The following is a 13,857-nucleotide window of genomic DNA, read 5'->3' as shown; positions in this document are numbered from 1 at the left end:
GGGGAGGAAATTAGTATGTCGACTATCAATTTAACAAAAGGCCAGAAAATCGATTTAACAAAAACAAATCCAGGGCTGACAAAAGTGCTTGTCGGACTTGGCTGGGATACAAATAAGTACAGCGGCGGCGGAGATTTCGACTTGGATGCTTCCATTTTCCTGGTAGCTGAAAACGGCAAATCACGTGGTCCGGAAGATTTTGTCTTCTATAATAACCTGACTGGCGGCAACGGTTCCGTTGTGCATGCGGGAGACAATTTAACAGGAGAAGGCGATGGAGACGATGAACAAGTGATCGTCGACTTGCCGAATGTGCCTGCAGATATTCATAAAGTTGTCTTTACAGTAACCATCCATGAAGGTGAAAGCCGTGGACAGAACTTCGGCCAAGTATCGAACGCTTTTATCCGTGTATTAAACGAGAGCACAAACGAGGAAATTTTGCGCTACGATTTAGGCGAAGATTTCTCGATTGAAACGGCGCTTGTGGTAGGGGAATTATACCGCCATGCCGGTCAGTGGAAGTTCAATGCCATCGGAAGCGGTTATCAAGGCGGCTTAGCAGCGCTTGTGAGCGATTTCGGCTTGAGCTGAAACTAAATATAACGAAAACGTCCATCAGAAATTGATGGACGTTTTTTATATGTCTTTAAGATAAAAAAAGATGGGAAGCAGTCTCCCCATCTTTTGATGCATTGATTTTATATTGATTAAGTGAGATATAAAGAAAGTTGTGGGAAGACAATGACAATCACAAGGACAATAATGAAAATCGCGAAAAACGGCACGACGCCTTTGATGACTTCTTCCACTTTTTCGCCGGATATCCCACTAACCACGAACAGGTTCAGCCCAACAGGCGGGGTGATCATCCCGAGTTCCATGTTTACTACCATAATAATGGCGAAGTGAATGACGTCAATTTCCAATGCAGTGATGATCGGCAAAAGAATCGGCAAGGTGATTAAAATGATGGCCGTCGGTTCCAGGAACATGCCGAGTACAAAAAACAGCAGTGAAACAATCAGCAGGAATGTCCACTTATTAAATCCGCTGTCACTGACCCATTGGGCAAAATCCTGTGGAACTTGCTCTGTCGTTAAGAAAGTCCCAAGAACAAGAGCAGCAGCGATGATTAGGAAAATCATAGCAGTTGTATTGATCGACTCCGACAAGATGCTTCTAAACTGGAATAAATTTAGTTCTCTGTACACAAAAACGGAGATGATGAGTGCATATAATACCGCCAGGAATGAAGCTTCCGTAGGTGTTACAACTCCACTGTAAATCCCTCCTAAAATAACGACTGGCATAATGAGTCCCCAGAAGGATTTGATTGTCGGTCTAATTCGATCTTTTATAGGAACTTTAGGCAAACCGCCGTAACCTTTTCGATGTGCAACAATAACCGCATAGATAATCAATGCAAGACCTAATACCAGTCCTGGCAGGATGCCGGCAGAAAATAGCTTTCCGGTTGACTGTTCCGATACGGATCCATAAAGGATTAAAGGGATGGAAGGCGGAATCAGAATTCCAAGTGTCCCGGCTGAAGCAACTAAGCCCATAGAATACTTTTTATCGTACCCAGCCTTAACCATCATCGGAATCATAATAGCACCGATAGCAGCTGCAGTTGCAGGGCTTGACCCCGAAATTGCTGCGAATATCATACAAGTAAGTACGGTAACAACGGATAATCCGCCTTTTGTATGGCCGACCCAGGAACGGATGGCTTCAATCAGGTATTTCGATATCCCACCTTGCGCCATGATTAATCCGGCAAATACAAATCCTGGAATTGCCATCAATGTTGTGCTGTTGACGCCGGTGAACATTCTTTGGATAACCGTATTAAGAGAAAAATCAACCAGGTAGAGCCCGATAATACTTGAAACAGCCAAGCTTATTGCGATAGGCACCCGCAATAAAGCAAGAATAAATAATAGCCCAATGACGATTACTGTTTCCATAGAATATCATCTCCCCCAGTGTCATCTTCTTTTTTAACAAAATACCTATATGCTTTTTCACAGAAACGAATAAATAATAAAAGGCCTGCGAGCGGCATAATCAAGTAGTTGATCCAAATTGGGAAACCGAGATCTATTGTTTTGATTTGCTGATCATAGGCCGTCATCACCATATCCATGCCTGTCCAAAAAATGAATACACTAAAAAAGAGTCCTACTAAGAGTGTGATTGTTTGAGATATCTTTCGGAATGTTGGGCCTGATCTGTCGTACAAAATGTCAATGGCAATATGCTTGTTTTCTTTAAGTGCTGTAGAAAAGCCGATAAAAATTGCCCAAACCAAAAGCATTGTATAAATTTCAGTAGCCCAGCTTTGGGATTGCCCTAAAACATACCTCATGAAAACCGAGTATAGACTGATAGCGATGCCGGCCATAAAGAATAAGGCAGAGAAAGCGCTTTCAACTAAATCCAAAGCCCTCAATACTTTCATTTCTATTTCCTCCTTCACATAATAATGTATTTTGGATACGAGATTACTTCTTAAATCATAATATAAGATTTAGGTGATAACAAGAGCAAATATTTAAATAATTTAAAAAAAACGAACTCTCCATAATATTTCTATAGAAACAAAAATTAATGCAAAAACGTTTTTTAAAATAAAATTATATTAATATACATAATAATTGGAAGATTAAATTTTTTCTTTACATTGGGTTTTTTCTATGCTAATTTTGGGGTGAGTTGTATCCAAAAATCAAGATGGTAGGAATTCGACTCTGATTCAGCCATGAAATTCAATTTAGCAGGAGGGATGCGAATTGAAATGAAAACCCTTTCAAAATGAAGCGTCTTTTAAAGAATTAATTTTATGCACAAAAAACAAACAAGGGGGAAATAGTGTATGAAGAAATGGACCTTATCTTTATTTTTACTGACGTCCAGTGCTTTCTTGGCTGCGTGTGGAAGTGACGAACCAGCTTCAGGTGGTGGAGGAGCAGACGGCGTTGAAGAAATGACGATTAAATTCTCTCACGTAGTTGCGGAAAATACGCCTAAGCATCAAGGAGCTTTGGCAATGAAAGAGTATATTGAATCAGAGTCGGATGGCAAGATTGAAGTGGAAATTTACCCGAACTCTTCACTATTTGGGGATCAGGATGAATATCAAAACTTAGTTTCCAATAATGTTCAGTTCATCGCACCCGATTTAACAAAGTTCGTTGGGAATAACCCACAATTCAACGTTCCGGCATTGCCATTTATGTTTGATAATGACGAAGAAGCGATCGCTTTCTGGGATGGGGAAAAAGGCCAGGAAATCTTAAGCAGCCTTGAGCCTGACGGTGTTCTTGGATTGAAGATGTGGCCAAATGGCGGTAAACACTTGACTAATAATGAACGTCCAATTGATTCTCCGGATGATCTTAAAGGATTGAAATTCCGTACTCAAGGTGGACAGGTTCTGGAAGAGGTTTACTCTACACTTGGAGCAGGTTCAGAATCAATTCCTTTCTCTGAATTATATACAGCACTTGACCAAGGTGTAGTAGACGGTCAAGAAAACACATTCAGCAACATCGAGTCCAGAAAGTTTGATGAAGTTCAAAAGTACATGACTGTGATGAACCACACGCGTGTTGACTATGCGGTATTCACAAACACAGAATTCTGGGAAGGCATGAACGATGCCACTAGAGAGATTGTTGAAGCTGGATTGGAAGAAGGAACAAAAGTAGCACGGGAAGAAGCGATCACGTTGAACGAAAAAGCATATGAGCTCATTAAAGAACGTGGCGAAGTTGAAATCATAGAATTGACTCCGGAACAAACTGAGGAATTCAAAACAGCGTTGGAGCCGATCTATGAAGAGTACGAAGATGAAATTGGTGCAGACGTTTATGAAGCAGCACGTGAAGCAGCTGGCCAATAATTGATTTTTATACGTTTGAATTGAAAAAGTTGGCTATTTTTTGTAGCCAGCTTTTTCAGTTTAATGGGATTTTAAGTCCGCTGCCTTAAATTTATTCAAATAAAATAATGAGGAGAATGATGATGAACAAAGAGAAATTTGAACAAGGGCTGGAAATTCGCAAAAGTGTTTTAGGAGCAGAATACGTCGACAAATCCATTCAAAATGCAACGGATTTTAATATGCCCATGCAGGAACTAGTGACAGAATATTGCTGGGGAGAAATTTGGTCAAGACCAGGTTTATCAAGAAAAACGCGGAGCATTATAAACCTTGCGATGATCACGGCACTTAATCGGCCGCATGAATTAAAGCTTCATGTAAGAGGAGCTATCAATAACGGTCTGACAAAAGAAGAAATTCAGGAAGTGTTCTTACAAACAGCAATCTACTGCGGAGTGCCGGCTGCCATCGATAGCTTTAGAACCGCGAAAGAAGTACTGGATGAGATAGAGCAAGAAGAAATTAATCCTTCTTAAAGAACATCCTAAAGTATCGTTGAAATAAATGAAGAATGCCTGGTTTTAAATACATTTAGAGACAAGTCCTTTATTTTATTTTGGATACAAAATACGGAAAGGTTTTTAAAATATTTTTAACCAGGAATTTTTGTGAAATCAATTATTTGATAACCTATTATCAAAAATATCTAATTTTTAATAAAGTAAAATAGACAGCTTAAATTGGATACGATATCCTGTAAGTGAAAAGAAAACGGTTTCATTAAAGTGGAGGAGGATTTTCATGAAATTCCCAAAACGCGTGCAAATCAATGAAGTAGTCTTAAGAGATGGATTACAGCTTGAAGCGAAAATTCTCAGTTTAGAAGAAAAGAAGTCTTTATATAACTTATTAATTGATGCGAACGTTAAAACCATTGAATTCGGTTCCTTTGTACATCCTAAACTAGTTCCTCAAATGGCCAATAGCGGCGAGCTTTATTCAGCTGTTTCAACAGAGCCTGATCACCCCACTTTAATTGCGTTGATTCCAAATTTAAAAGGTGCTGAAAATGCCCATCTTCATAATGTGGATCAAGTGAATTTTGTTTTTTCCGCCAGCGATACCCATAATCAGCAAAACGTGCGCAAAAATACAGAAGAATCGCTCGAAGATCTTGAAGCGATACTGAAATTTTGCCGCTCCCATGAAATTGCATTGAATGTCTCCATAGCAACGACATTCGGCTGTCCCTTTGAAGGTGAAGTGCCGGTGGAAAGAATCCAGAAGCTGGTGAGTCGATTGGCCGAGTGGAAAATCGACACGATTACATTGGCAGACACCACTGGAATGGCAAACCCAAAACAAGTCTTTGATTTGCTGAGCTTGCTGCGGGAAAAATTTCCGTCTCAAAAATTCAATCTCCATTTCCATAATACAAGGGGGATGGGGCTTTCAAATATTCTGGCGAGCCTGCAAGCGGGCATTGACAGCTTTGATACTTCGCTTGGTGGACTTGGCGGCTGTCCATTTGCCCCAGGAGCAACTGGAAATGTCTGTACAGAAGATGTTGTCCATATGCTTCACAATATGGGAATCGAGACCGGCTTATCGCTTGCTGGCTTATTAAAAGCTTCTTCAGCTCTGGAAAAGATTGTAGAGCATCGAACATCGAGCTATCTCTTGAAAGCTGGACCTTCTGACCGCAAATATCCGGTGCCGAGCAGCTGAAAAATAATTGCAAATGAAATAGTTCAACTAAATAAATACGGGAGGCTGAATTATGGCAGACTGGCAGACGATTTTACTGAACGAGGAATACGTTTCTGAAAACGTGTATATCCTGGAACTGAACCGCCCTGACGCAATGAACTCATTAAATACATTGATGGGCATTGAACTAATTGAATGCCTGAAGTTTTTGCAGACAAAGCCTGATTTACGTGTCTTGGTTTTAACCGCCTCCGGAGAAAAAAGTTTCTGTGCGGGAGCGGATTTAAAAGAACGAAAAGGAATGACCAATGAGCAATGGAAACAGCAGCACGACATCTTTGAAGATGCCTACGGGCAGCTTCGGAATTTCCCGTACCCGGTCATAGCGGCAGTAAATGGCTTTGCTTTGGGCGGCGGTATGGAGATGCTCTTAAGCTGTGACCTGCGGTACGCCGCAGACCATGCGAAAATGGGTCTGCCTGAAGTGACACTGGGAATTATCCCGGGAGTTGGAGGAACTCAGCTTTTGCCGAGAGCAATTCCTGTCGGCCTGGCCAAAGAATTTTTGTTTAGAGGAAATCAGATAACAGCTGACAAAGCACTGGCGGCCGGAATTTTGAACGGGGTCTTCACGAAAGAAGAATTGCTCCAGGGCACTTTGGAAATTGCCAAAGAAATCGCGAAAAATGCACCTCTTTCACTGAAATCCATTAAGAAATCAATCAATACCGGACTTGAAACAGACCTCAATACAGCTTTGGTCATCGAACTCGACCAGTACTATAAATGTGCTAATTCAGAAGACCGGCAAGAAGGGGTTCTTGCGTTCAACGAAAAACGGAAACCGCAATGGCAAGGGAAATAAATGGATAAAATGCTGGTTAAGCAGGAAACTTCTAAGAGGTGCTGAAGATCCTTGCTTAATTAGAAAAGGAGCCGAAAAAATGGAGCTTAGCAAAAAATTAGCGGAATACAGCTTAGGGCTGACGTATGAAAAGTTACCGGCAGAAGTAGTGGAGTTTACGAAACTCTGCATTCTGGACTATTTTGGATCAGCTATTGCAGGTTCGGAGAAAGTGCCCGTTCAAATGATCAGCGAGCTAGCGAAGGAAATGGGGGGAGCGGAACAGGCTCACCTTGTGACCGGAGGCCGGTCATCTATTTTAAACGCGGCATTGGTAAACGGAGCTGCAAGCCATGTGGTGGAGTTGGACGACATTCATAAAGGGTCGATTATCCATGCTGCGACAGTTGTTATTCCAGCCGCACTTGCAGTGGCAGAGTGGAAAGAAAAATCTGGAAAAGAGCTGATTGCGGCGGTCGTTGCCGGTTATGAAGTTTGCTTCAGAATTGGGGAAGCCGTTTCGCCTTCACATTATTATTATTGGCATAACACGGCAACATGCGGAACTTTCGGTGCGGCAATCGCCGCTGCCAAGCTTCTGGATTTAACAGTCGAGCAGACAATTGCGGCTCTTGGAAATGCAGGCACCCAGGCAGCCGGTCTATGGGAATTTATCGAAGATGGTGCTATGACGAAACAGCTTCACACGGGCAAAGCCGCAATGAATGGGTTATTGGCGGCGCTATTGGCACAAAAAGGCTTTACTGGCCCGCAGAAAATTCTGGAAGGCAACCGTGGATTTTTCAAGGCGATGAGTGAGGAATACGATGTTTCTCGTATTACAGAAGGATTGGGTGAAGAATTTAAGATCATGGAAAATTCATTCAAGATCCATGCTTCTTGCCGCCATACTCACCATGCGGTCGATTTATTGATTGACATTTTTAATGAACGCCATCCTGCGCTTGAAGAAATTGAGTCGGTTACCGTACAGTCTTACCAAGTGGCCCTTAATATTACGGACAATGATAACCCGAAAACGCAGTATGCAGCAAAGTTCAGCCTGCAATTCTGTTCAGCGCTTGCGTTATTGAAAGGAAGCGCCACTTTGGATGATTTCAGCGACTCCATGTTGTGGAACGAAGAAATCCGCCAGTTATTGAAAAAAGTCAAAGTGGTTACCGATCCGCAAATCGATGCCAGTTATCCAAAGCAGTGGGGAGCGGCCGTTGAAGTTTGCTTGGTTAATGGAGAAACGCTCAAGAAACAAACGGATTTTCCAAAAGGAGATCCGGAAAACGCAGTAACAGCCGAAGAACTCCGGGACAAGTTTTTGAATATGACAAACAAATATCCACAGGAAAAGAGACAGCAAATTGCTGCTGATTTATTGAAGCTTGAAAGTATTGAAAATATCGAAAAAGTAATGGTCACTTTATAACATATCCCAACGGCAAAGAGGGAGAACCGATGATTGATAAAAGAAATGAACAATTAAAATCGATACAAAAAAAATTAAATTCATTGAAAGATCACGAACTCAATGAAATGGCTCATATCCTGTCCCTTTATCAGGAACAGGAAATTTCGCAAGATCATCCAAATGCCGTACCGATGCATTTTTTAGGCAGGTTTCTGGGGATTTCCCAAAATCAGGACGGCACTTCCGAAATGAAGCTAGGTCTGCAAAACGCTAATACTTATGGCGTTGCTCAAGGAGGAGCTATCTACACACTGGCAGATGTGGCAATTGGTTTTAGCATTTTACAAGATGTAGAAGAAGGACAAAAAGTACTGACATTGGAACTGAAAGTCAATTTCATAGAAAAAGGGCAAGGTTCCCGGCTGATTGCTTCTCCAATAATTTTACGGCGTGGAAAAAGCACTGTAGTCTCTGAATGTGCAGTGACGGATGAACAAGGGAAACTAGTTGCAAAAGCTCTTGGCACTTTTTATATCACCAGCTCCCGGAAAAGGCAAGAGGAGGAGAAACCATGAGAGAAATTCAGTACCAGGCAATTGTAGATGAAGTCAGTGATATGTGTAAAAGAGCCAATTACGACCTTGGAGATGATGTCTACAGTGCTTTCAAAAAAGCATTGTCAGCCGAAAAGTCAGAAACCGGGAAAGAAGTTCTGACCCAGCTGATTGAAAACGCTGATATTGCAAAAACCGAGCGTGTTCCGATGTGCCAGGATACGGGAACGGCCGTTTTTATTGTAAAGCTGGGACAGGACTGCCATGTGACGGGCGGCAGCTTAGTCGACGCAATTAACGAAGGGGTAGCAAAAGGCTACGATGAAGGGTATTTGCGGAATTCCATGATCTACAATCCGCTGAACAGGAAAAATACAGGCAATAATACACCGGCAATTGTCCATATTGAATTGGTGGAAGGCGATGAATTGACCCTTCACATGACTGCAAAAGGCGGAGGGGCGGAAAATATGAGTGCGATGAAGATGCTTAAACCTTCCGATGGCATCGAAGGGGCTAAAGACTATATCTTATCAATCGTCAAAGTGGCCGGGCCAAATGCCTGTCCGCCGCTGGTAGTAGGAATTGGAATCGGAGGGAACTTCGAGCGCTGTACGTATCTGGCAAAAAAATCATTGTTCCGCCCAGTCGGGGAACGGCACGAAGACCCGGCTATCGCTGAACTCGAAGAAGAGCTGCTGAACGAAATCAACCGGCTCGGAATCGGTCCACAAGGAATGGGGGGAAGCACGACAGCATTGGATGTGAAAGTGGAAGTGGAGTCCTGCCACATCGCGGCTTTGCCGGTGGCCGTGAATTTGAACTGCCATGCAAGCCGCCATCAAACGACTACGATGAAGTGAGGAGAGTGTATTTTGCAAAAGAAAATAACACTTCCATTGACGGATGCTGACATTGATTCGCTGAAAGCAGGAGACCGCGTGCTATTGTCCGGCACTGTTTTCACAGCGAGAGACGCGGCACATAAACGGATGATTGAACAAGAAAAAGAAGGCATTCCATTTCCGATTGATGTAGAAGGCCAAGTCATTTACTATACGGGGCCGACGCCCGCTAAGCCGGGAGAAGTGATTGGCTCGGCGGGCCCCACCACAAGCGGAAGAATGGATTTATACACGCCGAGGCTTTTGGAAAAAGGATTAAAGGGCATGATTGGGAAAGGCTATCGGAATGAAGAAGTGAAAGCTGCCATAAAGCAGCACCGAGCGGTTTACTTCGGAGCTGTGGGAGGCGCGGCGGCTTTGATTGCACGTTCGATAAAATCAGTTGAAGTGATTGCGTATGAGGATTTGGGGACAGAAGCGATCCGCAAACTGACGATTGAGAACTTTCCGGTGTTTGTCGTCAATGATGCGCATGGCGGTGATATTTACCAGGAAGGCGTTGCCCAGTTTAGACAAGAGCAGTAGCGCAAGGAAATTATTGCAAAAGGGGGCAGATCATTAATGAGAGCAGGAATTATTGGGCTGGGCAATATGGGAGGCAGAATGGCTAAAAGGTTGCTGGAACAAGGGGTGGAAGTCGGCATTTTCGATTTGAATAAAGATTTTGTGCGGTCTTTCGTGGAATTAGGAGCGGAAGAAGCGGAAAGCCCTGCTGATCTGGCTTCGAAATTCCAGTACATCATCACCGTTTTGCCGAACGTCTTTATTGTCAAAGAGACGCTGACAGGGTCTGAAGGATTGATGAAAGGCTTGAAACCGGACAGCCTGTTAATCGAAATGACGACTTCCATCCCTTCTGTCACTAAGGAACTAAGTGGTATGTTGAGAAAAGAAGGCTTCCGTATGATTGATGCGCCGGTAAGCGGCGGAGTGAAAAAAGCTGAAGATGGTACTTTGTCCATCATGGTTGGAGGAGAAGAGCGTGATTTCGATGAAGCGAAGCCACTTCTCTCCTTAATTGGCCAAAATATTTTTCATGTCGGAGAATCAGGAGCGGGCCATACCATTAAGGCATTGAACAACATGATTTCTGCTACCACTTTAGCTGCGACAGGTGAGGCGATGGCACTTGGGGTAAAACTCGGGTTGGATCCGAATAAAATGCTGGATGTTATCAATTCTAGCACTGGCAGAAGCTTCTCAAGTGATTTTAAATTTCCGAACCAAGTGCTGACGAGAAATTTTGAAGTTGGATTCACGCTTGATTTGATGGTCAAAGATTTGAAAATTGCGATGAGCATGGCAGAAGAAGAGAAAGTTCCGATGTTTATCTCCAGCGCTTCCTTCCAATTATGGAAACATGCATGGTCCCAAGGAGGAGGAAGCCAAGACCATACAGCCATCGTAAAATATATTGAAGAGATGTTTGGTGTCGAAATAAAAGGATGAACAGTTCATCCGTGCCCAACGCTTAGAAACAATGATAAAATTACTTCATTCTTTCTTTTCGTGGTAGAAAAGTATTAAGGGGTGCAGCATGGAGAAGTTCAGATTAACCGAACAGGACAGAGCAACATTACAATTTAAAGTGACAACAAAATTAAGGGAATTGATTTTAAAAGGCGAATTCAAAATGGGTGAACGCCTTATGCAAGAAGAATGGGCACATAAGTTAGGCGTAAGCCGCATGCCTTTACGGGAAGCCTTACGCCAGCTTGAAGTGGAAGGTTTAGTGCGCATTGAGCCAAGAAGAGGAGCAGTGGTGACTCCGGTCTCTGTCGATGACATTGAAGAGATTTACCAGTTGCGTGCTCTCTTGGAAGGCGAAGCTGTGGTAAAATCCCTTCCGTTTTTAGACACGGAAGATATCGAAGAGCTGGAAACAATCTATAAAAAAATGCTCCAGCTCAAAGCGGATGAAACCGATATGGAAGCTTACATGAAATTGAATGCAGAATTTCACCGTATTATACGGGAAGGCTGTCCGTGGAGAAGAATTCAAGGGTTTATTGAAACCTTATGGAAAGGGATTCCTCCATACACTCCAAGCCTTCTTGCTAACCATCTGCCGGAATCTCATAAAGAGCACGGCTTGATGCTGCAATATATCAAAGAAAAAGAGGCAGAAAAACTCAGAGAAGTAACGGTAAAACATATTATCCGCACAAAAGAAAATTTGATTAAAATGATTGGCGATAAGTAAGCATTAACCAATTGGCAGTAGACAGGCAAAGGGGAGATCTGTTGATGAAGACATTGGACTTAGCCGTCATACCGGGTGACGGAATTGGAAAAGAAGTAGTGCCGGAAGCACTTCGTGTACTGGATGCTATAGCAGAAATTCATGGAGGGCTGGCATTTAATTACACCCATTATCCATGGAGTTCAGAATATTACATTGAACATGGACGAATGATGCCCGAAAACGGATTAGAGCTGATAAAAGAAAGCGATGCCATTTTCCTCGGAGCTGTAGGAGATCCTTCTTTAGTGCCGGATCATGTTTCTTTGGGGGGCTTATTATTAAAAATCCGCCGTGAATTCGAACAAGTCATCAATGTGCGGCCTGCTAAACAACTTAGAGGAATGGTCTCGCCATTATCAAATCCGAAAAACTTCGATATCCTGATTATTCGAGAAAACAGTGAAGGCGAATACAGCAGCATCGGGGGCAGAGTCCATAGCGGGATGGATGAAGTAGTGGTTCAGAATGCGGTATTTACCAAAAGAGGCGTTTCCCGTGTAATGGAGTATGGCTTTGAAATTGCTCGTAAAAGAGGCAGCCATCTGACTAGTGCCACAAAATCAAATGGGATTGCCCATTCGATGCCATTTTGGGATGAAGTATTCAAAGAAACGGCTGCTGGCTATCCGGATATCAAAACGAACAGTGAACACATTGACGCGCTGTCTGCATTTTTTGTGACCCGTCCGGAAACGCTTGACGTAGTCGTCGCCAGCAACCTGTTCGGTGATATTCTCAGCGATCTCGGAGCCGCTATTATGGGCAGCATTGGAATCGCTCCAGCCGGGAACATTAATTTGAATGGAAAGTTTCCATCAATGTTTGAACCGGTCCATGGTTCGGCACCGGATATTTACGGGCGCGGCATTGCCAATCCTATCGGCCAAATCTGGACAGCGAAAATGATGCTCGACCATTTAGGAGAACCGGAATTGGGAGAAATCATCCTGAATGCGATTGAAACCACATTAGAAGCAGGCATCAAAACTGGAGACATCGGTGGCAAATCCAATACGGTTGAAGTAACGGATGCGATTATTGCTGCTATGAAAAAACAAGCAGGAAAATAATGCGTAATTTCATTCAGTAGAGAGCGCCTTCCACTAACCGTCAGGGCGAGATAAAAAAGCGGGGAATCGGATTAGAAATTTATCAGCGAAGCATGATTGGTTTCATTCCATATTCCCTTTTTTATATTTACAATTGTCGGAATTTTTAGTAGTATTGGAATTAATAATAAATTGTATCCAATATCCCATGCAAATGAGGCTGGAAAATTATTGTTATTCATTTAGAGTTTTCCGTTTTATAGATGTGGAGAAAGAGGAAAGCAGTTTCAATGATAAGATCACAGACTCTGAACTAATCTCGTATGAAGAGGCAGGGAATCCACTGGAATATCATCTGCAGGTGGAACTATCCAAGCATTATCCGTATGCCATCGCGAAAGGAGAGAACTTGTTCTCTTTGCAAGATGCTGCGAACCTGATCCAATCAAGCATTCTATATTATAAATGCCTGGAGTTGATAAGATGGCTGAAAAGATGGAGTTTGATTCTGGAATTGCTCAAGAATACGACAAAGGCGTTCGGCGGACACTTCCAACATACGATCCGATGCTCCGGCTTTCGCAGACGTTCCTGCGTGCTAATGTGACTAAAGACGCTTCTCTTCTAATTATTGGAGGAGGCGGTGGAAATGAGCTGAAAGCGTTCGGTCCGTTAAATCCAGGTTGGACTTTCACCGCGGTGGATCCGGCAAAAGCGATGCTTGAAGTGGCAAAGTTGAAAACACAGGAGCTGGATATGGAAAAGCGGGTGGAATTCATCCATGGGACTATAGCCGATGTGCCTGATGAAGCAGTTTTTGACGGTGCAACTTGCATCCTTGTTCTCCACTTTATTGTCAAAGTTGAAGACAAGCTTGCGCTTCTTAAGAAATTGAGATCGCATTTAAAGCCGGGTTCCCCTTTTGTGCTGGTCTCAAAGGTCGGGGATGCAGAAGATCCTGAGTTCAAGGAGCTGGTTTCGTTATGGAAAAATTACTGGCTCGATACGACCCGTATGACGGAAGAACAGGTGGAGGCTTTGATGAAAGGAACACTGACGGAATCGGTTATTCCCGAAGAAAAGCTGAGGGAAGTGCTGATAGAAGCCGGGTTCCACCGGATTGCAAACTTTTTCAAAACCAATCATTTTGGCGGCTGGATTTGCTACGCCAAGTAAAAAAGGAAATTTAATATAAGAATTTTAAAGCAGAAAAGCGGATGTGAAACAGGTTAAAT

At 43.0% G+C, this 13,857-nt stretch carries 15 protein-coding genes; 13 read left to right on the top strand and 2 right to left on the bottom strand.

Annotated features, from left to right (window positions below):
- Window positions 1-15 precede the first annotated feature (15 nt).
- Window positions 16-594 (top strand): TerD family protein, encoded by a 579-nt coding sequence (locus ACSFXN_RS02665; protein ID WP_300990328.1) that lies wholly within the window; start codon window positions 16-18, stop codon window positions 592-594.
- A gap of 116 nt (window positions 595-710) precedes the next feature.
- On the opposite strand, the gene ACSFXN_RS02660 is transcribed toward ACSFXN_RS02665, so the two are convergent.
- Both ACSFXN_RS02660 and ACSFXN_RS02655 read right to left on the bottom strand, forming a co-directional pair.
- A complete protein-coding gene (locus tag ACSFXN_RS02660) occupies window positions 711-1,973 on the bottom strand; it encodes a TRAP transporter large permease (protein WP_437148653.1) in 1,263 nt (420 codons plus the stop codon).
- Window positions 1,961-2,467 (bottom strand): TRAP transporter small permease, encoded by a 507-nt coding sequence (locus ACSFXN_RS02655; protein WP_437148652.1) that lies wholly within the window; start codon window positions 2,465-2,467, stop codon window positions 1,961-1,963. Before ACSFXN_RS02655 ends, ACSFXN_RS02660 begins: the two co-directional genes overlap by 13 nt.
- A gap of 414 nt (window positions 2,468-2,881) precedes the next feature.
- Between ACSFXN_RS02655 and ACSFXN_RS02650 the strand changes: the two genes are divergently transcribed.
- From ACSFXN_RS02650 to ACSFXN_RS02595, 12 genes are all read left to right on the top strand, one after another.
- Window positions 2,882-3,910, top strand: coding sequence for a DctP family TRAP transporter solute-binding subunit (locus ACSFXN_RS02650; protein ID WP_437148651.1), 1,029 nt, complete (start codon window positions 2,882-2,884; stop codon window positions 3,908-3,910).
- 122 nt (window positions 3,911-4,032) lie between these two features.
- Entirely contained in the window at window positions 4,033-4,428 is a 396-nt protein-coding gene (pcaC, locus tag ACSFXN_RS02645) for a 4-carboxymuconolactone decarboxylase (protein ID WP_301855520.1), read from the top strand.
- Between the two features lie 265 nt (window positions 4,429-4,693).
- A complete protein-coding gene (locus ACSFXN_RS02640; protein WP_437148650.1) occupies window positions 4,694-5,620 on the top strand; it encodes a hydroxymethylglutaryl-CoA lyase in 927 nt (308 codons plus the stop codon).
- A gap of 52 nt (window positions 5,621-5,672) precedes the next feature.
- Window positions 5,673-6,467: an enoyl-CoA hydratase/isomerase family protein gene (locus ACSFXN_RS02635; RefSeq protein WP_437148649.1), complete on the top strand. Its 795-nt coding sequence runs from the start codon at window positions 5,673-5,675 to the stop codon at window positions 6,465-6,467.
- 79 nt (window positions 6,468-6,546) lie between these two features.
- On the top strand, window positions 6,547-7,887 hold the full coding sequence (locus tag ACSFXN_RS02630; RefSeq protein ID WP_437148648.1) for an MmgE/PrpD family protein: 1,341 nt from the start codon (window positions 6,547-6,549) through the stop codon (window positions 7,885-7,887).
- 29 nt (window positions 7,888-7,916) lie between these two features.
- The gene (locus ACSFXN_RS02625; protein ID WP_437148647.1) at window positions 7,917-8,444 is read left to right on the top strand and encodes a PaaI family thioesterase; all 528 of its coding nucleotides are present in this window, start codon (window positions 7,917-7,919) and stop codon (window positions 8,442-8,444) included.
- Complete coding sequence (locus ACSFXN_RS02620; RefSeq protein ID WP_437148646.1) at window positions 8,441-9,286, top strand: fumarate hydratase; 846 nt, start codon at window positions 8,441-8,443, stop codon at window positions 9,284-9,286. The genes ACSFXN_RS02625 and ACSFXN_RS02620 overlap by 4 nt, the downstream gene beginning before the upstream one ends.
- 12 nt (window positions 9,287-9,298) lie before the next feature.
- Entirely contained in the window at window positions 9,299-9,853 is a 555-nt protein-coding gene (locus ACSFXN_RS02615; protein ID WP_367281322.1) for a Fe-S-containing hydro-lyase, read from the top strand.
- A gap of 36 nt (window positions 9,854-9,889) precedes the next feature.
- Window positions 9,890-10,777, top strand: a complete 888-nt coding sequence (locus ACSFXN_RS02610; RefSeq protein WP_437148645.1) for an NAD(P)-dependent oxidoreductase — start codon at window positions 9,890-9,892, stop codon at window positions 10,775-10,777.
- Window positions 10,778-10,865: 88 nt separating this feature from the next.
- Entirely contained in the window at window positions 10,866-11,531 is a 666-nt protein-coding gene (locus ACSFXN_RS02605) for a GntR family transcriptional regulator (protein ID WP_437148644.1), read from the top strand.
- Between the two features lie 44 nt (window positions 11,532-11,575).
- Complete coding sequence (locus ACSFXN_RS02600) at window positions 11,576-12,643, top strand: tartrate dehydrogenase (protein ID WP_437148643.1); 1,068 nt, start codon at window positions 11,576-11,578, stop codon at window positions 12,641-12,643.
- Window positions 12,644-13,105: 462 nt separating this feature from the next.
- Window positions 13,106-13,798, top strand: coding sequence for a class I SAM-dependent methyltransferase (locus ACSFXN_RS02595; RefSeq protein ID WP_437148642.1), 693 nt, complete (start codon window positions 13,106-13,108; stop codon window positions 13,796-13,798).
- Window positions 13,799-13,857 lie beyond the last annotated feature (59 nt).

Source organism: Planococcus sp. 1R117A, assembly GCF_051417975.1.
GTDB lineage: Bacteria > Bacillota > Bacilli > Bacillales_A > Planococcaceae > Planococcus > Planococcus shenhongbingii.
The sequence above is the reverse complement of the archived record's forward strand: the minus strand, read 5'-3'. Positions and strand labels throughout refer to the sequence as shown.